This is a genomic window from Marinobacter changyiensis (genome assembly GCF_009193265.1).
GTDB classification, from domain to species: Bacteria; Pseudomonadota; Gammaproteobacteria; order Pseudomonadales; family Oleiphilaceae; genus Marinobacter; species Marinobacter changyiensis.
In genome coordinates this window covers 248502-266428 of sequence record NZ_VZZZ01000002.1, presented here as the reverse complement: position 1 = coordinate 266428, position 17927 = coordinate 248502, and the positions used below count along the sequence as shown (strand labels likewise).

Below are 17927 nucleotides of genomic sequence, written 5' to 3'. Positions count from 1 at the left end.
GCGTGATCGGCCTGCCAGCGCAAGTGCCCAGCGGACTTATGCTCTTGCACCAGGGCGTTATGGCGCCACCTGTGCCAGCACCGTGGGTGTTTCCGACAAGGGCAGCGCCAGAATCAAACCCTCATTGGAAGATGGATAGACGTCCGTCAGCGCAGTGATGTTAACCTGATGGGATACCAGCACTACCGGCTCCCCATCCTTCAATGCATTCACAATCGAGATGGTTTGACGGGTCTGCATGGCGCCATTGCCACGGTTCTGGAAAAAGGAATTTAAAGATGCCATCTCCTCAACCGGGCCCACGTTCATTTCCCGTGCGGTCTCCAGGCACCGGCACCACTGACTGCTGAACACCCTCGCCTGGTCGATACCATGTGCCGCCAGCAAAGGTTTCCAGGCCCGGGCCTGCTCGCGCCCCGCGTCGTTAAGGTTGCGCTGGGTTGAGCAATCATCAACCCTGAAATTGTCGGGGTCCCCCACCCCCGGTGCCAGCGCATGGCGCAACATCAGCACAGCCCGCCCCTCGGCCAGAGCCTGCCACGCTTCCGGGTTATCTTCCGCGCTAACACCGTTGGCCAACAACAGACAAGCGACACAGAGTGTTAAAAAATAGTTCCTCACACTTTTCATAGCTTCGCCTCCCGAACCCAGTCCGATTCCCGAGATAACAATTCATCGAGTTATCTCCACATTCACAGACAAACATGCGACGGCCATCACCAAAGCTAGAAAGGCCTTATGGGGGCAGCATTTTCAAAACCGTTGAGGGCCAAGGATGGCCCGAATCGAGCCCTACAGGGACGTACTCGCGGGCGTGTTTCGAAAAAGCTTCCCCGATAAGGCCACCCCCAATACACGGAGAAATACGCAGATAACAACTCCCAGGCTCACCCAAAACCCGATAAGCTCTCATCCAACATTCTCAAATGGAAAAACCAAAATGCCAATCTGGGTCGATGCCGACGCCTGCCCGGTTCCGGTTAAGGAAATTCTCTGCCGTGCCGCCGAGCGCTGGAAAATCACCACTACTTTTATAGCCAACCACGTAATCCGCCTGCCTCCCAGCCCATTCATCAAGGCCAGACAAGTCATGCAGGGTTTCGACGTGGCCGACAACGAAATCGTTGAGCAACTCAGTCAGGGTGACCTCGTTATTACCCAGGATATTCCGCTGGCCGCAGACGCCATCGAAAAAGGCGCGGATGTCTTCAACCCCAGAGGCGTGGCCTTTACCAGGGAAAATATTCGTCAGCGCCTCGCTATGCGCAACTTCATGGAAGAAATGCGCAATGCCGGACAGGTCACCGGTGGCCCGTCGGAGTTTTCCCAAAGTGACCGCAAACACTTCGCCGATCAACTGGATCGCTGGCTCCAGAAGAACACCCGGCCCTCCGGCTGAGTTCTGGACTGCGGCATAATGACAAGGATTCTCCCAGAATTCACTTAACTGTTTTCAATTCGAAACCCCACTTTCAGCACGACCTGATAATGGCCCACCTTGCCGTTCTCGACATGGCCACGGGTCTCCTGGACTTCAAACCATTCCACATTCTTGATGCGTTTGCTGCATTCCGCTATGGCATTGTTAATTGCCTCATCGATGCTCACTCTGGATGAGCCGACAATTTCCACCTTTTTATATACATGATGATCTGACATACACATCTCCTTTCACCAATTTGTCATTTCAGTATGGCATAGCCCCGAAAACGCATCCAAATCCGGATCAAGGAAAGGTAATCTGGACAAGTCAGGCTTTACTGTCGTTTGATGATTTCATGGGTATGGACATAAAACATCGACCAAAGATGAGGAAAATTCACATGGCTATCAGTCCGACGCGTCTTGGCAACATCGCTTCAATGGTGCTGGTGTGTGCACCACTGGTGGTAGCGGCGCAAACGTTTGACTCATCAGATCACAAGTTCCAACTCGAGACCGTCGCCGATGGACTTGAGCACCCCTGGGCGCTGGCCTTTCTGCCTAATGGAGACCAGCTGGTCACCGAGCGCGCCGGCCGTCTGCGCATCATTCGCAAGGGTGAACTGGTCGATAAGCCTGTTACCGGCGTTCCCGATCTGGTGGTAGCCGGCCAGGGTGGTCTACTGGATATCGTACTGCACCCGGATTTCAGCGAGAACCGGTTACTGATGTTAAGTTATTCTCATCAAACATCCGCCGGAATGACCACCCGTGTCGCCCGCGCCGAGTACCAGGACGGCCAGCTTAACAACGTCGAGGTGATTTTCGAGGCCCAGCCACGGTCCAATACCAGCCGTCATTTTGCCGGACGCATGGTGTTTGATGCAGACAAGAACCTGTATGTCAGCGTGGGTGACCGCGGTGAAATGGAGCGCGCCCAGGACACCGGCGATGACGCCGGCGGCGTGCATCGGCTAACCATCGATGGGTTACCCGCGCCCGGCAACCCCTTTGTCGATGACGGCTCGGTGCAAGACACTTTCTACACCTACGGTAACCGCAACATTCAGGGTATGACGGTGCACCCTGAAACCGGCGAGGTCTGGAGCCACGAGCACGGCCCCCGGGGTGGGGATGAAATCAATATCATTCGCGCAGGCACCAATTATGGCTGGCCTGAAATCACCTATGGTATCGGTTACAGCGGCCTGCCAATCACCGATAAAACCGAGGAGGCGGGCATGGCCCAGCCCCTGCACTACTGGGACCCGTCCATCGCACCGTCCGGTATGGCATTCTACACCGGCGATGAGTTCCCGGGCTGGCGGGGCGACCTGTTTGTCGGGGCTCTCAAGATGCAGAAGCTCGTCAGACTCAGCATCGAAAATGGCAAAGTGACCGAAGAGGAAGACTTGCTGGAGGATTTCGGGAAACGTATCCGGGATGTGCGGATGGGCCCCGACGGCAGCCTGTGGTTACTAACCGATGAAGCGAATGGCAAGGTCATCCGGCTGCGTCCGGCTGCGTCCTGATCCGGGCGGACGCCAGCTCAGCGCTCTGTCAAAATGCCTGCGTTATGGATTTAGTGGGGGTCGTTGGTGCGTTCCAGCTTGTCGTACTGGGGAATGTCATCGGTGATGGCGTACCAGTCGGCTTTTGATCCGACGAACACATGTGACGCCGGCTGTTTACCGAGCGCTTCGTTGATCACACCGACCCGCAACCGCAGGATGCCCGGAATGGCGTCAACCCGGCTGTAGAGCGGGCTGCCGCATCCGGAGCAGAATGCCCGGTACTTACCGGGGCGGGATTCAAACTCCCGAATCAGTTCCTCGCCAACCGTAAAACGAAAATGCAATTTCTGTACCGGCGCACTGGCCGAGAAGGCGCTGCCATGGGCCCGTCGACACTGGCTGCAGTGGCAAAGTGCAACAGGACCCAGAGGCCCGCTATACTCGAATCGAATACCACCGCACAAACATTGACCTGTCAGCATGAATCATTCTCCGGACAAGATTGGGAGGCGGCGGATTTCAGCGACCACCGCCTCCTTGATTTGGGCGACATCATACTCTGCCTCGACCCTGGCCTGAAGCTGGCTGTTGCAATCAGCCTGGTGAGTTGGTGAGGAGTGACACGGAGCTGGGCCGATGGAGAAACTTTCACCGAAAATGCTTGAAGAACGCCTGCCTGACCACCAACGTATAGACAAGCTCAAGCAACCCTAGCATGCTCAAGCAATCCTCAAAGTAAGTCAGGAGGCGCATAAAATGTCGTTCGAAACACTTCCCGAAATCGGAATGGGTACCTTTCGATTGAAAGGTGATGTGGCCCGGGATTCCGTCAAGAGTGCTCTTTCCCTGGGCTATCGCCACATCGATACCGCCCAGATGTACGAGAATGAGGCGGAAGTGGGTGATGGTATAACCTCCAGCGGTATCCCCCGCCGCGGGATATTCCTTACCACCAAAATATGGCATGACCGGCTGGCTGGCAGCGAGCTGATCAACAGTCTCCACGAAAGCCTCGACCGGCTGAAAACCGACCACGTCGATCTGGCACTGATCCATTGGCCTTCCCCGAACGACCAGGTGCCAATGGCAGACTACCTCGGCGCCCTGAAAGACGCCCAGCGGGAAGGCCTGACACGCCACATCGGCGTATCCAACTTTACCTGTGCACAAATGGATGAAGCCAAAGCCATTCTTGGTGACACACCAATCTTCACCAATCAGGTAGAGGTGCACCCGTTCCTGGCCAATCGAAAGGTGGTGGAACACGCTCGGAGGATCGGTATTGCCATCACCGGCTATATGCCCCTGGCGGTCGGGAAAGTCATGGAGGATGAAACCCTGATACGCATCGGTGCGGCCCATAACGCCTCGCCGGCACAAATTGCTATTGCCTGGTTAGTTTCGCGGGGCGTGGTCCCTATTCCCTCGTCAACGCGCTCGAAACATCAAAAGGCCAACCTGGCAGCCCTGAATATCCGACTCAGTGAAGAGGAAATCGCCGACATCGACAAGCTTGACCGGGGCGAGCGTATCGCCAACCCGTCTTTTGCCCCGAAATGGGACTGACCGGCCAGCAGCAGAGTGCCTAACAGAAGAGTGCTCAACGAGACACTAGCGCTGACGCGAGCTTATCGCGAATGGTATTAAAGCCAGTGTTGCCAACGGCATGATCAGCAGTACTGTCATGCCAAGGGTCCATAAAGTGAGCGCACTGAATACGGCCCACAAGGCAGGCAGCAGCAACAGTAAGGCGCGAAGCCTGCGGGGCAACAGGAGCAGGCTAAAAAGCGACGCCAGCACCGTCAAATCCGGAGTAATGGCAAATAGCCCGAGCGCTTGCCACTCTCCGGACTCCATCACCACCAGCCATGGCAATAGGCATACGACCAGCAGCCAGGCAAGAGCAATTAACCTCCTCCGGCTGGTGTCAGGGCTGGCTGATTCCGGGCGCCAGACCACGGCGGTCAATCCAAGCGCGATACCCTGGGCAATAAATCCCCAGCCAAAATACTCCACCGGGGAGTTGATCGGGCCGTAATACCGAAGCATGAACCCGGCCCCGCTACAAACCCAGGCCATCCCCAGCAATGCCAATACCGCTCGCCTGGCCCAAAGCTCTCCAAGCGTAAGCAGCCACGCCATGAGCACCGAGGCCAGGACCGTCACCACCGGCCAAGGCCAGAAATCCCGATTCACGCGGCTATAAAGCCGCAGGAAAACCTCGGGACCAAACATCAGGAAATCCGCCAGCGAATAACTCGACCAGTCCACGGGGAGTTGCTCCAGTTGCCTTAGAGAGATCGGACGTATTGGGCCATGCGTTCCCGTTGGGAAGTGTCCGGCAACGGCCCGTACAAGGCGCCCATGTTCTCACGCATGTGGTCAACACGGGTGGTCGCCGGAATCACGCAGGTGACGGCGGGATGGGAAACAATGTATTTCAGGAAGAACTCCGCCCAGTTCTTACAACCGACTTCTCCGGCCCAGGCTGGCAAAGGTTCTGAATCAAAACGCCGGAAAAGGCTCCCGCCCTGGAACGGGCGATTCACGATCACCGCAATTCCCCGCTCCCGGGCGAGGGGCAGCAGCCGCTCCTCAACCTCGCGATCAAGCAGATTATAGGTCAACTGAACGAAATCCAGAGGCTCGGTGGCCATCAGCCGTTCAATATCCCGGTGACGACGTCCGTGAGACGTCGTGATGCCAAGGTATCGTACCTCACCCTCGGCTTTCATTGATTTGAGAGTTTCCAGGTGGCCTTCCCAGCCCAGCAGGTTATGGATCTGCAACAGGTCAAAGCGGGCCACTTGCCATTTACGGCGCGACACCTCTGCCTGCTCGCGGGTCGCATTTTCATCACCGGTCCAGATCTTGGTGGCGGCAAACACCCGGTCCCGGGCCTCCAACGCTGAGAGCGCCTGCCCCATCACATCATCGGCGGAACCGTACATGGGGGACGAATCAACCAGAGTGCCACCGAGATCAAAAAACGTCTTCAGCACCTGCGTGCGCTGGGCAATCAGTTGCTGATCACCACCCACATTGAAAGTACGCCAGGTACCCATACCGATCACAGGCAAGGGCTCTCCCGTGGCGGGAATCTCGCGGGTGATGGCATTCGAGGAAGTGTCGGCCAGCAACCCGGGCACCCGTAAAGTGAGCCCCATAGCCGCCATACCTGCGAGAAAATGCCGTCTGGATAGCCGAAACCTCATAGCGCCTCCTCTTGCTCTGCTTCAGGGTCCTGATTCAGGGTTCTGATTTAAGGTTCTGATTTAGAGTGTTGCGATGAAATATCCGGTTGCGCTTTTCCTGGTCCTGAGCCCCGTATTCGCGGTCCAGATATCGAAGAATACGTGCGGACTCGAACAAGGATTCACCGGTGTTGGGATCCTCCAGGTAAGGCACCTGAACCCGCCCGTGAAGCTTGAAAAACCCATCACGTTTGCCACCGGGTATTGGCGTATAGGGGCCGGGTTTGATCCGCTGCTTCGCCGGGCCGATCTCGCTCCAATGTTCCTTGCCCAGGTTGTGCAGGGTATAGCTGATTTCAAGCTCACAGAGCCGCTCACGCACCAGACGGGAAAACGGACTGCCCTCAAAACTCCACAGGTGCAAAGGCAGCGCTGCCGGTTTTGCGACTCTTGCCCGTAAGCCTCGCAGACCACTGGCCATCGAGGCCATGGAGCCCATCACCGGGTGATAGATCCGGCACCGGTAATATTTTGGTACCGACCGGCGGGCATACTCGCGAAACAGATAAGCCACGATATCGGAGGATTCATACATCACGGTGTTGGTGTTGTGGTCAATCAGCAACGGAAACTGCTGTTTACCCCCCACAGCCTCGGCTTCAGCTCGATATCTGCGCCCGCCTTTCGGGCAGGGGCGAATTTCCACATCCAGATGCAGCGCTGTCAGCGCCTCACGCACCCGCCGGCAATAGGGGCACGCTTCGATATCGTAGAGCACCAGCGGCTGTTCCGGCTGGGCCGCAGGCTTGACCAGCAGGCAGCCACGCCAGGCCGACAGGGAGGAGGTCGCAACTGACCCCAACACATTGAGATTAAACATTAATGCCTTCGCCATAGATTCAAAGCCTTATCCGCAGATTTAAAAGTCACTTTCATTTCCGGGCTCGAGCGCCAATGAGCAGTGACCCTTTTGCCTTTCATCACAGCTTAACAAGCGACGGTTCACAATGCCTGAACAGAAAGACCACATTAGGCGATTGACTCACAAGACCACTTACAGGCGGTGACAAAAATGCAGTACAAACAATGTCTCTAGTGGCATTTTTTAACGTCATGTAGAGCTTGTCCGCATAGTGTAGCAACGGAATATGAGCTATCTTTAACTCACCTTTTGCGCTCTCACGGATGGCTCTCTATGTTTTGTCGCGCCCTGGCGTCAGTTTCGACGCCCTCTTCCCGCCGTATCCGTCGGCTTTTGCTACTTGCCTGCGTGGCGGGGATGCCTGCAATCACCACTACAGCTACGGCTGAGAGCACGAAATCCTTGAGTACCTGGAGCGGCAAGGTTGCCTCTTATGCCAATAAATCCCTGACCGACGAAGATGGCCTGAGCGTCGCTGCCATTCCCATGAATGGCCCCGGCATCGAGCAGTACATCAACGCCGATGAGCTGATGAACCCCGGCTCGATCATGAAACTGATCACCACCTATGCGGCCCTGGAAATCCTGGGGCCCACCCATCACTGGGAAACCCGCTTCTATACTGATGGTGTGCTCTCGGGCAGTACACTCAAGGGCAATCTCTACGTGGAACTGGGGGGCGACCCGAAACTCACTATTGAGCGCCTGTGGAGTGCCATCCGGGAATTACGCGCAATGGGTCTGGATACTATTGATGGCGATCTGGTACTGGATGGCAACTATTTTCGTTTGCCGGAGGGGTTGCCGGTGTTTGACGACAACGGCACCAATCCGTTTGCACCCTTTCTGGTTGAGCCCTCCGCTTACCTGACCAACCTCAACCTGCTGCACTTTGAAGTTCGTGCCGATGAGCGTGGTACCCAGGCCTGGAGTACGCCAGCGCTTGCCAACATCCGGATTGATAACCGGGTAACCGCCACTGCTGCAGCGCCCTGCCCCGCCCGTCGGGGATTTGAATGGCAGCCGTTCTTTCACGACGATGATGGCATCACCATTCGCGTAACCGGTGAACTGCCTCAGGGTTGTCGTACCTCCTCCTACCTCTCGTTGATGCCGCATCGTGAATACAGTGCGGCCCTGATCCGCAGCTTGTGGCGCGAAATGGGGGGAGTGTTAACCGGCACTAATCGGTACGAAGCCACCCCTGACGACGCCCGACTGATGATGAGGTCGACCTCACCGGATCTGGTCACCATTGTGCGTGATATCAACAAGTGGAGCAGTAACGTCATGGCCCGGCAATTATTGCTGACCATAGGCGCTGAAAACCGCATTGAAGGCGAAGAAGATGACCGGGTGTCAGGTATCCGCGCAATATACGACTGGCTGGCGGAAAAGGGCATCAATACCCGGGGTATGGTGATCGACAACGGTGCTGGCCTTTCGCGATACGAACGCATTACCGCAAGGCAAACCGCACAAATATTGCAAAGCGCGTGGAACAGTCCGTTTTCAGCGGACCTGATGGCGTCCCTGCCGTTGATCGCGATGGACGGCACCATGATTCGCCGGTTGCGGAACACCGCTCTGGAGGGCGAGGGACGGATTAAAACCGGCTATCTGGAAGACGTGCGCTCGATTGCCGGGTTCACCCGGGACAAATCCCAGACTACCTGGGTCATTGTAGGAATGGTCAACCATTCACCGGCCTGGAACGGCCAGGCCCTGCTGGACCGTGTGCTCTACTCGCTTTATTACAGTCCACCGGTAGGAACCGCTCTCACCCAGGCGCCTGCCGCGATCACCACGGTTCAGTAGGAATCACAACGGTTCAGCAGGAGTAACTGCGGCCTGCACGTCCAGGCAGCAGGCACGGCACTGACTCAGTGCCTGTCAGCGAAACGTGACCAACGCAGGGTCTTCTGCTTCCAGGTGGCTGTAATTATTAAATACCGACAGGCTGCGGCGAGCGCCGGAATAGAGCACGCGGGTTACGCTGGTGTTGGCGATTACTTCATTGAGCCCGAGGGCTTTGCGGTCATCAAGATCCAGAAGGCCCTGGACCATAACGGAAATCGGGCCACCGGAGGTTGACACCAATGCATCGGTGCCGTCGGCAAACTCGATCAGTTCCTCCATGGCGGCCAGAACCCGTGCTTTAAACCGGGGCCAGGTGTCCGTGTACTCGTGATCGTAAAGACCCCCTGCCCAGCGCTCGACTGCCATCACGAACGCCTCCTGGAAGGCCCTCACCGGCTTGGGAAACGCCGACAGATCCCGAGTCATCACAGCACGATCGGCCCACTCGGGCCGGAAACGCTCGATGACTTCGGTATGATCAAATTCATTGAAGCCCATCATGGATTGCATACCGGGCAATTTTCCGGCAAAACCACTGGCCATCGCTTCCACGGTTTCCCGGTGACGCTGGAGATTGCCCCCCACCACGACGCCCGGCGTCACCTTTCCGGATAGCCAACGCCCCAGAACCCGCCCCTGCTCCCAACCACGCTCGGAGAGTTCGTCATAATTTGCCTTGCCAAAACTGGCCTGGCCGTGTCGAATCAGATAGAGGTTAGCCATTACAAATCACTTGCTATTATCAGTTTCTGGCAACGTTGCTCCAGATACTGTACGGCATGGCCAAAGGCGGCAAAACGTTTGTCGTTGGTCTGGCCATGGAAGTAGCGGTAGTAAATCTGCTGAAGGATCACCGCCAGCCGGAAAAGGCCATAGATTTCATAGTAGTCGAAACGTTCCACCTGCAAACCGGATTGCTCGAGATAGTACGCCACCACCTCTTCCCGACTCAGCATGCCCGGCCGATGCGTGGGCTGGCGCCGAAGCATCTGGAAGGTGCCATCGTCATCCTTTTGTACCCAGTAGGCCAGACTGTTACCCAAATCCATCAACGGGTCGCCGATGGTGGCCATTTCCCAGTCGAGCACGCCAATTACTTCAAAGGGGTTATCCTGCCTGAGCACCACGTTATCGAAGCGGAAGTCGTTGTGGATAACACACTGGGTGACGTCCTCCGGCATTTTGTCATCCAGCCAGCCCATCACTGCTTCAAAATCGCCCACATCTTCCGTGCGCGCCTTGCGGAACCGGTCGCTCCAGCCGCCAACCTGACGCTGGACATACCCCGGGCCTTTACCAAGCTGGCTAAGGCCGGCCGCTTGTGCATCGACCCGATGAAGATCCACCAGTTTGTCGATCACGTTCAGGCAGAGCTTGCGGGTATCGCCCTCGCTCAGCTCAAAATCCCTGGGGAAATCCTGGCGCAGGATAATGCCCTCAAGCCGCTCCATAACGTAAAAATCGCACCCCAGTACCTGGTGATCGTCACATATCGCAATGATCTCGGGCACGTAGGGGTAAACCGGCTTGAGCGCCTTCATGACCCGCGCTTCGCGCAACATGTCATGGGCTGATCTGGCAATTTTTCCGAACGGGGGCCGCCGCAGCACGAATGACCGATCGCCGTAATCCACCTGATAGGTCAGATTGGAAGCACCACCGGGATACTGACGGATGGAGGGTTCGCCCGAGAGGTCCGGCATTGCCTGCTTCATGAACTGATCAACCGCGAGGGCATCCAGCTCCTCTCCTTCACGGATATCAACAGCCTGGTCCATCTGGGTCATTACGGACTCTCCTTTTAAATTATTGCCAGAGGGGTGGGCGACGTCAGGCCGCACCCCCCATTTTCTTCATCCAGCGTTTGCTTTCCTGGTGCATGAGCCAGTCAAAGGCCCAGGGTGCATGGCGTTTGAGAATCCACATGCGGCGCTCCTTGACGTGGGGTAACACCCAGAAATCTCGATCTTTCACGGACCGGATAATCGCTTTCGCCACATCATCTGCAGTGATGGTGGAGCGTTTCATCAACTTGCCTACGCTTTGTTGCACGCCGGCAATATCGGAACGCATGGACTGGGTCAGGTTGGTCTGGAAAAACGCGGGACAAACGCAACTGACATGAATGCCATCATCCCGCAGCTCATGGGTCAACGTCTCCGAAAGCGCGATAACACCGGCCTTGGACACATTGTAGCTGCTCATCAAAGGGGCCAACATTAACCCGGCCATTGAGGCGATGTTGACAAAAGTCCCCGCCCCCTGCTTCTTGAACAATGGCGTGAAAGCCTTACAGCCCCGTACGACGCCCAACACGTTGATATCGAGAATCCACTCCCAGTCTGCCATGGTGGAATTTTCGATGGTGCCCGCTGAAGCGACGCCAGCGTTGTTGACCACCACATCCACGCCGCCCCACTTTTTTTCCAGCGCGTCGCGGATTTTCTCCAGATCCGTCAACCGACGTACATCGCAGTTGACGTAGAGACCCTCGCCACCGTGCTGGCGGATTTCCTCCTCCACGACAGCGCCCTGCTCAGCATTGATGTCTCCGATACAGACTTTGGCCCCTTCTTTGGCATAACCCAGAGCCAGTGCCCGTCCCAAACCGCTGGCACCGCCGGTGATAAATACTCGCTGTGTCATTGTTGTCTTCCGCTGGTTTATCGTGTTTTAAACTTGCGTGCAAGAGCCGTCGATGGGGGCGCCTTTCTGAAACACGCTGTGAATACTTCCCTGTACGCTCCGCTCCGCCATCCATGGCTCCGCAGGGTTTCAGAAGGACGTCCCCGTCGCCGACTTCCGAAGATTTCAGTTAGCCGATCCACTTTTCCAGAAAATTCATCGCAATACTCTGCTTTTACCTCGCAGGCCGACTCCCATAGTTGACAGGAGCCGGCGGGAGGGTGATTCAGAAACTGTGCGGAGCCATGGATGGCGGAGCTCAAGCGTCACATGGACGTGCCGAAGGAGCGTGTTTCTGAAACACCCTCCCGCCGGCTCCGTGCACCACATCAAAAAAGCCACGCATTAAGACCACGCATTAAGGATCCCTGGCACCCAAGCCTCAGCTCCGGTATTTAGCCAGCTCAAGCCGAGCAACCATCGCACGGTGAACCTCATCCGGGCCATCAGCCAAGCGGAGAACCCGAGCATAAGCGAACAGTTGCGTCAGTGGGAAATCATCGTCGCTGACACCGGCACCACCGTGGATCTGAATCGCATCGTCCACAATTTGCTGAAGCATCTTCGGAATAACCGCCTTGATCATCGACACTTCCTGCAAAGCACCGACGATACCTTTGGTATCCAGGGCCCATGCACACTTCAACGTCAGCAGGCGGCCCTGTTCAATCGCCATCCGGGCATTGGCAATGACGTCCGGGCTACCCCCCAGTTTAGCGATCGGGCGGCCGAACGCCTCACGACTGGTAGCGCGCTTGATCAGCAACTCAAGGGTACGCTCCGCCGCACCAATGGCTCGCATGCAATGATGTACCCGTCCCGGCCCCAAGCGGCCCTGGGCAATTTCAAAACCGCGGCCAGGCCCGGCGATGATCGCACTCCTGGGCAGGCGCACGTTCTCGAAGGACACCACACCGTGGCCGTAGGGCTCATCGTAGGCGCCGAACACCGGTAGCATGCGCTCGACTTTGATACCCGGGGTATCCAGCGGCACCAGAACCATGGAATGCTGACGATGCTTGTGAGCATCCGGGTCGGAGAGCCCCATGAAAATCGCCACCTTGCAATCCGGATGACCAATACCCGTGCTCCACCACTTGCGACCATTCAACACGACGTCATCGCCTTCCACGATGGCGGTTGCCTGCATATTGGTGGCGTCCGAGGAAGCTACATCCGGCTCTGTCATGCAAAAGGCAGAGCGAACTTCACCGCTCATCAGACGTGGCAGCCATGCCGCCTTCTGCGCGTCCGAACCATAGTGAATCAGCACTTCCATGTTGCCCGTGTCCGGAGCATTACAATTAAATATTTCCGGGGCAATAAAACTGCGTCCGGTTTCTTCCGCAATCAGTGCATAGTCCGAATTCAGCAATCCACAGCCATGCTTTTCATCCGGGAAAAACATGTTCCACAGGCCCTGGGCCCGGGCTTTTTCCTTGAGCTCCCGAATGACAGGCAGCACTACCCAGCGGTTTTCCAGGGCGGCCAATTCCGTGTAATAGGCTTTCTCGACCGGGAGAATCTCGTCTTTCATGAATACCTTCACGCGTTGGAGGTAATCCTGGCCTTTCTCAGAGATGGTAAAATCCATGACAGTTGTCCCCGGCGGTTGTGATTCCGATAGTGAATTCCAGTCTAAAGACCGACTTACTATTACGCGACTGAATTATTCTTATCGTTTATCATTAGGCCTACTTATTCTCGAGCGAGCTCGACTATGGCGCTGAACCGTCTTGATCTCAACCTGTTGCACGTATTTGACACGATATTCCGGGAGGGGAGCCTGACTCGGGCCGCCCACTCGCTGCACCTTACACAGCCTGCGGTGAGCCACTCCCTCGCCCGATTGCGGGAGCATTTTGATGACCCTCTGTTTACCCGCCAGGGCAATCAGATGGTCCCCACACCCCTGGCCCGCCGGTTTGCGGAATCCATGCGGCCGGGCCTGACCCAGATCCAGAGTGCGGTCAACCAGTTCCACGCTTTCGACCCCGCCAACCAGCGGAAAACCTACTCCCTGGCGTTGCGGGACATTCTGGAATCCACTTTCCTGCCGCAATTGATGCCCCGACTGGACAGTTATCCGGATATAGAGATTGTCAGCCAGCGGATTGCCCGGCGCGATATGGAAACGATGCTGGCCGCTGGCAAACTTGATTTCGCTGTAGACGTATTGCTGCCGATCAGCAATCAGACCTCCCATGAACTGCTTCGCAAGGACAGGCTGGTGGTGATTGCCAGAGCAGCTGCACCCAGTGACGAGCCACGTGCACTCTCCATGACAGAGTACCTCCAGGCCCAGCATGTTCTGGTGTCATCAAGGGCCGACGGACCGGGTATTGAGGATTTCGAATTGTCGCGGCTGGGGGTACAACGCAAGATTCGTCTACGTTGCCAGCATTATTATGCTGCCTGTCGCGTGGTGGAGAACACCAACCTGCTGCTCACCATGCCAGAAACCTATGCCCGGATAATTTCGAAGCATGCCCGGGTAGATATCATGACCCCGCCAGTTGAGTTGCCGGGTATCGACGTTCACTTGTATTGGCACAAGCCGTACGAGAAAGAACCGGCCTTGATCTGGTTCCGGGACCAGTTGCACGCGGTGGCAGGTGACTACTGATAAAGCGTGGTGGGGGAACAGCAGGAGGCTCCGTGAAATCGAAGCCGATTAACGTCAGATGGCGCCTACGGCAAAAAGAAATGCTGCGAAAGCAGTGACGGTAATGGCAAGGGCACTGCTGACAATACCAAACCCCCACCAGATAGCCGCGCCATCCGAAACCGCCACACCCTGGGATCGCAAGGTTCGGTAAAATGCCCAGGGGCCCAGAATAAAGGCGCCCACCACGGCAAACACCAACCCCAGACTCACCCCGGCAAAAGTCCAGGTGGCCAGCACCATGGCACGATCGGAAAGATCCTCAGCCACGCCGTGGTGCGCCAGGAACTTGCGGCAGAACAGCCATATCAACGAAAACAGCAGGGCGACCAGTACTATGCCACCTGCCAATGTGACTATACGATAGAACACGGAATACTTACTCCCGACCTGCAAACGGGGGGTTCAGACCGGATACTCCGGAAACCAGGGCTCAGGCAAGGTCTCAAAACCAGGCCGTGCAAACAGATAGCCCTGATAAAGGGTAATACCCCGGGATCTCAGCCAACGATACTCTTCCTCTGTCTCCACGCCTTCGGCAACAATACGACCACCCAATTCATTCATCATGGTTATGACACCGTTCACCACCGCCTGCTTGTTGGGTTCGGCATGGACGTTACGAACCAGGGCCATATCCAGTTTCAGAAAATCCGGAGGGCAGGCAACCATAATATTGAGGCGCGAGTAGCCGGCGCCGAAATCATCGATCGAGGTCTGAAACCCCATCTCACGGTAAGCCTTGAGAATAGAGACGATATGGTCAGTGGACGACTGCAGATCCTCCGCTTCCAGAAACTCAAAGATTATCTTGCTGGTGTCAAAGTTATAGGTTTTGGCGGCTGCGAGTGTCGTACGGATACAGTACTCCGCCTTATATACCGCATTGGGCATGAAGTTAATACTCAGACGGGACTTCATACCCAGTCTGGAGGCCAGCTTGACTGCCTTTACCCGGCATATCTGGTCAAAGGAATAGCGATTCTCCGATGTGACCCGGGACAGAATGCTCCAGGCACTTTCTCCACCCAGGCCACGCACCAGGGCCTCATAGGCGTAAACGGACTGATCTGACACATCGACAATAGGCTGGAACGCGAAACTGAACTGGAAATCCAGACCTTCGCCACAGGAACATTGCTCACAGTGGCTTTCATCAAGTATTTTTTCAAATTTACTCACTGAAACTGAATCTCCAAAACCACAAGGACGACCGCCGACACGATACCATCATGGCAGCGCTCCCATGAACACTGGTTTGCACTTTCTTTTAGTCTATATAGCCAGATTTGGTAATGAAACACTGTTAGCGTAACGACGCTAACGACTTGCGTGTAGAAAGGTAATCCGACAATCTGTGAGCATACTCATTCTACTCAGGAGGCGCGTTCCATGTCCGAGACTACCCGAATCGCAGTGACCCCCGGTGACGGCATAGGTCCCGAAGTTGTTGCCGAGTCTATTCGCTGCCTTGAGGCTCTGCGTGAACGACACGGTCTCGCGTTGGAGTGGACCCGCTTTCCCTGGCCCTCTCACGCCTGGCATCAGCAACATGGCGAAGTGATGCCTGACGATGCGCTGCAACAGCTCCGGGCTTTTGACGCAATTCTGCTGGGTGCGTTGGGCGATCCCGGCCCTATGGATGACCCCGACCGCTACCTGTTATCGGACAGCGTCTCACTCGCGCCGCTACTGCAAATGCGTAAGGGCTTTGACCAATGGGTGTGCGAACGGCCTGCACGGCTGCTGCCGGGTGCACGGCAGTTTCTGGCGGATGAACGTGCCAAAGACATCGACATGCTGGTCATACGGGAAAACAGTGAAGGCGAATATGTCGGCCAGGGTGGCCGCTTGCGGCAAGGGACCGCCGAGGAAGTCGCAACCCAGATGGAGGTGTTTACCCGCCGCGCCACGGACCGGATTATCCGGTACGGTTTCGAGCAGGCCCGCAAGCGCGCAGAAACGAGGGCGGCTGAAGGCAAGCAACGCTCGTTTTCGATCCTGGGGGGCAAAACCTGCGAAAGCCAGGTTTGCATCGTGACCAAACGCAATGCATTACGCTACTGGGGTGATATGTATTCCGAAGCCTTCGCCGAAATTGCAAAAGAATATCCCGACGTGGCCACCCACCATGAACTGGTCGACGCCGCCTGCATGAAGTTCGTTCAGTGCCCGTGGCATTTTGACGTTGTGGTGGCCAGTAACCTTCAGGGCGATATCCTGACCGATCTGGCAGCTGTACTTTCCGGTGGCATGGGGGTGGCACCTTCGTGCAACCTCAACCCGGACAACCCCGACATGCCCTCCATGTTTGAGCCAACCCACGGCAGCGCCCCGGACATCGCTGGCCAGGGGCTGGCCGACCCTACCGCCATGTTGTTCACCACCGCCCGCATGCTGGATTGGCTTGGTCGCAGCGATGACAAACTGAAAACAGCGGGACAGGTTCTGTTTGATGCGGTAGCGGCTGACCTGGCAGAGAACGGCTCCACCCGAAGGGACACCCGCGCGATTGGCGATGCCATTATTGCCCGGCTGAAGTGACGATCCGTTAAGGCCGCCTTTGGGCGGCCTTAACAGTCCTCGAATTTATCCAGCGTAGCCCAACGCTTTGTTGACCGGGTTGAACAACTCTTCGCCTCGGTGCCAGCGATCAAAATTCTCCAGAAACTGATCCGTCAGGGCACGCCGCCACCCGATAAAGTCCCCGGACATATGGGCTGTCATAATGACGTTCTCCATGGCCCAGAGCGGATGATCCTCTGGCAACGGCTCCTCTTCAAAGACGTCCAGCGCCGCCCCGGCAATCACACGGTAGTAGAGGGCGTCCAGCAAGTCGTCAGTGTTCACTACCGGACCCCGCCCGATATTGATCAACCGCGCGGTATTTTTCATGGCTTCAAATGCGGTGGCATCGAACAGCCCCTCGGTCTGGGGCGTCAGTGGCGCGGCGATCACCACGTAGTCTGCATGAGCTAACTGCTCATAGAGTTGGTCATTGCCATGAACCGCCACGAAGTCCGGGTCTTCCTTGCGGGCTGTACGGGCAATACCGTGGGGGATCAGTCCTACTGCCTTCACCAGCCGCGCAATCTGTCGCCCGATGGACCCCGCACCGACAATCAAAACCTGCTTACCTTCTGCCCTCTCGGTATCACGGTGCTGCCAACGGTGCTCAAGCTGCAGGCGGATGGAATGGGGGAAGTCCTTGGCGAACATCAGGATGGTGCATAATACGTATTCAGCGATCGTACGATCAAAAATGCCCCGGGCATTGGTTACCTTCACCGGCCCGTCAATAAGCTCCGGGAACATCAACGCATCGACCCCTGCACTGGTGGCATGAATCCACTCCAGTTTGTCCGCAGTCGGCCAGGCGGCGACCAACGCTTCGGTACGAAAATCCGTGACCATCAAAACGTGAGTACCCGGCAAGGTGGCCCGCAAGGTTTGCTCATCCGATGCAAAACGCACCTCCGCTCTTGCCCGCAGCGCATCCAGACCCGGTGGTTCCGGCTCACCGGGTGAAGTCAGGACAGTGACGACGATCTGCTTATCCGGGCGATTCATGGCGGTCTCTCTCTGGTCGTGGGCGAGGTCGCAACCTCTGGATCCTTCTAGTCTGGTGCCTCGCCTCACAGCGGTCAAATGCGGTTTCTGGCCAA

General features: G+C 56.5%; 19 protein-coding genes. 6 read left to right on the top strand and 13 right to left on the bottom strand.

Annotation, left to right across the window (positions count from 1 at the left end; translation table 11 throughout):
* Nucleotides 1-57 precede the first annotated feature (57 nt).
* A complete protein-coding gene (locus F6Y09_RS07040; RefSeq protein ID WP_246180381.1) occupies nt 58-630 on the bottom strand; it encodes a histidine phosphatase family protein in 573 nt (190 codons plus the stop codon).
* Between the two features lie 310 nt (nt 631-940).
* On the opposite strand from F6Y09_RS07040, the gene F6Y09_RS07035 reads away from it, so the two are divergent.
* Entirely contained in the window at nt 941-1399 is a 459-nt protein-coding gene (locus tag F6Y09_RS07035) for a YaiI/YqxD family protein (RefSeq protein ID WP_152206221.1), read from the top strand.
* A gap of 44 nt (nt 1400-1443) precedes the next feature.
* On the opposite strand, the gene F6Y09_RS07030 is transcribed toward F6Y09_RS07035, so the two are convergent.
* Nucleotides 1444-1659: a dodecin gene (locus F6Y09_RS07030; protein WP_152206220.1), complete on the bottom strand. Its 216-nt coding sequence runs from the start codon at nt 1657-1659 to the stop codon at nt 1444-1446.
* A 203-nt stretch (nt 1660-1862) separates the two neighbouring features.
* Between F6Y09_RS07030 and F6Y09_RS07025 the strand changes: the two genes are divergently transcribed.
* Nucleotides 1863-2954, top strand: a complete 1092-nt coding sequence (locus tag F6Y09_RS07025; protein ID WP_425481824.1) for a PQQ-dependent sugar dehydrogenase — start codon at nt 1863-1865, stop codon at nt 2952-2954.
* A 50-nt stretch (nt 2955-3004) separates the two neighbouring features.
* On the opposite strand, the gene F6Y09_RS07020 is transcribed toward F6Y09_RS07025, so the two are convergent.
* On the bottom strand, nt 3005-3418 hold the full coding sequence (locus F6Y09_RS07020) for a GFA family protein (protein ID WP_152206218.1): 414 nt from the start codon (nt 3416-3418) through the stop codon (nt 3005-3007).
* Nucleotides 3419-3692: 274 nt separating this feature from the next.
* Between F6Y09_RS07020 and dkgB the strand changes: the two genes are divergently transcribed.
* Nucleotides 3693-4502 carry a 2,5-didehydrogluconate reductase DkgB gene (gene dkgB / locus F6Y09_RS07015; protein WP_152206217.1) on the top strand — a complete coding sequence of 270 codons (810 nt, stop codon included), beginning with the start codon at nt 3693-3695 and terminating at the stop codon, nt 4500-4502.
* A 45-nt stretch (nt 4503-4547) separates the two neighbouring features.
* Here dkgB and F6Y09_RS07010 read toward each other — a convergent pair whose 3' ends face one another.
* The 3 genes from F6Y09_RS07010 to F6Y09_RS07000 are packed head-to-tail and all read right to left on the bottom strand — an operon-like array spanning nt 4548 to nt 7025.
* Nucleotides 4548-5207, bottom strand: coding sequence for a DUF6064 family protein (locus tag F6Y09_RS07010; protein WP_152206216.1), 660 nt, complete (start codon nt 5205-5207; stop codon nt 4548-4550).
* Between the two features lie 20 nt (nt 5208-5227).
* Entirely contained in the window at nt 5228-6151 is a 924-nt protein-coding gene (locus tag F6Y09_RS07005; protein ID WP_152206215.1) for an aldo/keto reductase, read from the bottom strand.
* A 34-nt stretch (nt 6152-6185) separates the two neighbouring features.
* Entirely contained in the window at nt 6186-7025 is an 840-nt protein-coding gene (locus tag F6Y09_RS07000) for a glutathione S-transferase N-terminal domain-containing protein (RefSeq protein ID WP_152206214.1), read from the bottom strand.
* 300 nt (nt 7026-7325) lie between these two features.
* On the opposite strand from F6Y09_RS07000, the gene dacB reads away from it, so the two are divergent.
* Nucleotides 7326-8870, top strand: a complete 1545-nt coding sequence (gene dacB / locus F6Y09_RS06995) for a D-alanyl-D-alanine carboxypeptidase/D-alanyl-D-alanine endopeptidase (RefSeq protein ID WP_152206213.1) — start codon at nt 7326-7328, stop codon at nt 8868-8870.
* 75 nt (nt 8871-8945) lie between these two features.
* On the opposite strand, the gene F6Y09_RS06990 is transcribed toward dacB, so the two are convergent.
* The 4 genes from F6Y09_RS06990 to F6Y09_RS06975 form a co-directional block, all read right to left on the bottom strand.
* Entirely contained in the window at nt 8946-9635 is a 690-nt protein-coding gene (locus tag F6Y09_RS06990) for a histidine phosphatase family protein (protein ID WP_152206212.1), read from the bottom strand.
* Nucleotides 9635-10699 carry a phosphotransferase family protein gene (locus F6Y09_RS06985; protein WP_152206211.1) on the bottom strand — a complete coding sequence of 355 codons (1065 nt, stop codon included), beginning with the start codon at nt 10697-10699 and terminating at the stop codon, nt 9635-9637. Before F6Y09_RS06985 ends, F6Y09_RS06990 begins: the two co-directional genes overlap by 1 nt.
* A gap of 43 nt (nt 10700-10742) precedes the next feature.
* The gene (locus tag F6Y09_RS06980) at nt 10743-11558 is read right to left on the bottom strand and encodes an SDR family oxidoreductase (RefSeq protein WP_152206210.1); all 816 of its coding nucleotides are present in this window, start codon (nt 11556-11558) and stop codon (nt 10743-10745) included.
* Nucleotides 11559-11979: 421 nt separating this feature from the next.
* Complete coding sequence (locus F6Y09_RS06975) at nt 11980-13191, bottom strand: acyl-CoA dehydrogenase family protein (RefSeq protein WP_152206209.1); 1212 nt, start codon at nt 13189-13191, stop codon at nt 11980-11982.
* A gap of 126 nt (nt 13192-13317) precedes the next feature.
* Between F6Y09_RS06975 and F6Y09_RS06970 the strand changes: the two genes are divergently transcribed.
* On the top strand, nt 13318-14223 hold the full coding sequence (locus F6Y09_RS06970) for a LysR family transcriptional regulator (protein ID WP_152206208.1): 906 nt from the start codon (nt 13318-13320) through the stop codon (nt 14221-14223).
* A gap of 54 nt (nt 14224-14277) precedes the next feature.
* On the opposite strand, the gene F6Y09_RS06965 is transcribed toward F6Y09_RS06970, so the two are convergent.
* Together F6Y09_RS06965 and F6Y09_RS06960 are read right to left on the bottom strand one after the other, a co-directional pair.
* A complete protein-coding gene (locus tag F6Y09_RS06965) occupies nt 14278-14634 on the bottom strand; it encodes a hypothetical protein (protein WP_152206207.1) in 357 nt (118 codons plus the stop codon).
* 33 nt (nt 14635-14667) lie between these two features.
* Nucleotides 14668-15444, bottom strand: coding sequence for an EAL domain-containing protein (locus F6Y09_RS06960; RefSeq protein ID WP_246180378.1), 777 nt, complete (start codon nt 15442-15444; stop codon nt 14668-14670).
* A 210-nt stretch (nt 15445-15654) separates the two neighbouring features.
* On the opposite strand from F6Y09_RS06960, the gene F6Y09_RS06955 reads away from it, so the two are divergent.
* Nucleotides 15655-16806 carry an isocitrate/isopropylmalate dehydrogenase family protein gene (locus F6Y09_RS06955; RefSeq protein ID WP_152206206.1) on the top strand — a complete coding sequence of 384 codons (1152 nt, stop codon included), beginning with the start codon at nt 15655-15657 and terminating at the stop codon, nt 16804-16806.
* Nucleotides 16807-16851: 45 nt separating this feature from the next.
* On the opposite strand, the gene F6Y09_RS06950 is transcribed toward F6Y09_RS06955, so the two are convergent.
* Nucleotides 16852-17832: a D-2-hydroxyacid dehydrogenase gene (locus tag F6Y09_RS06950; protein WP_152206205.1), complete on the bottom strand. Its 981-nt coding sequence runs from the start codon at nt 17830-17832 to the stop codon at nt 16852-16854.
* Nucleotides 17833-17927: the final 95 nt, after the last annotated feature.

Excerpts from the sequence above, each read along its gene's own strand:
- F6Y09_RS06990 (WP_152206212.1), bottom strand. The coding sequence starts at position 9,635 with ATGGCTAACCTCTATCTGATTCGACACGGCCAGGCCAGTTTTGGCAAG.
- F6Y09_RS07005 (WP_152206215.1), bottom strand. The coding sequence starts at position 6,151 with ATGAGGTTTCGGCTATCCAGACGGCATTTTCTCGCAGGTATGGCGGCT.
- F6Y09_RS06975 (WP_152206209.1), bottom strand. The coding sequence starts at position 13,191 with ATGGATTTTACCATCTCTGAGAAAGGCCAGGATTACCTCCAACGCGTG.
- F6Y09_RS07025 (WP_425481824.1), top strand. The coding sequence starts at position 1,863 with ATGGTGCTGGTGTGTGCACCACTGGTGGTAGCGGCGCAAACGTTTGAC.
- F6Y09_RS06950 (WP_152206205.1), bottom strand. The coding sequence starts at position 17,832 with ATGAATCGCCCGGATAAGCAGATCGTCGTCACTGTCCTGACTTCACCC.
- F6Y09_RS07000 (WP_152206214.1), bottom strand. The coding sequence starts at position 7,025 with ATGGCGAAGGCATTAATGTTTAATCTCAATGTGTTGGGGTCAGTTGCG.
- F6Y09_RS07020 (WP_152206218.1), bottom strand. The coding sequence starts at position 3,418 with ATGCTGACAGGTCAATGTTTGTGCGGTGGTATTCGATTCGAGTATAGC.
- F6Y09_RS07035 (WP_152206221.1), top strand. The coding sequence starts at position 941 with ATGCCAATCTGGGTCGATGCCGACGCCTGCCCGGTTCCGGTTAAGGAA.
- dkgB (WP_152206217.1), top strand. The coding sequence starts at position 3,693 with ATGTCGTTCGAAACACTTCCCGAAATCGGAATGGGTACCTTTCGATTG.
- F6Y09_RS07040 (WP_246180381.1), bottom strand. The coding sequence starts at position 630 with ATGAAAAGTGTGAGGAACTATTTTTTAACACTCTGTGTCGCTTGTCTG.
- F6Y09_RS07030 (WP_152206220.1), bottom strand. The coding sequence starts at position 1,659 with ATGTCAGATCATCATGTATATAAAAAGGTGGAAATTGTCGGCTCATCC.
- F6Y09_RS06970 (WP_152206208.1), top strand. The coding sequence starts at position 13,318 with ATGGCGCTGAACCGTCTTGATCTCAACCTGTTGCACGTATTTGACACG.
- F6Y09_RS06980 (WP_152206210.1), bottom strand. The coding sequence starts at position 11,558 with ATGACACAGCGAGTATTTATCACCGGCGGTGCCAGCGGTTTGGGACGG.
- dacB (WP_152206213.1), top strand. The coding sequence starts at position 7,326 with ATGTTTTGTCGCGCCCTGGCGTCAGTTTCGACGCCCTCTTCCCGCCGT.
- F6Y09_RS06955 (WP_152206206.1), top strand. The coding sequence starts at position 15,655 with ATGTCCGAGACTACCCGAATCGCAGTGACCCCCGGTGACGGCATAGGT.
- F6Y09_RS06985 (WP_152206211.1), bottom strand. The coding sequence starts at position 10,699 with ATGACCCAGATGGACCAGGCTGTTGATATCCGTGAAGGAGAGGAGCTG.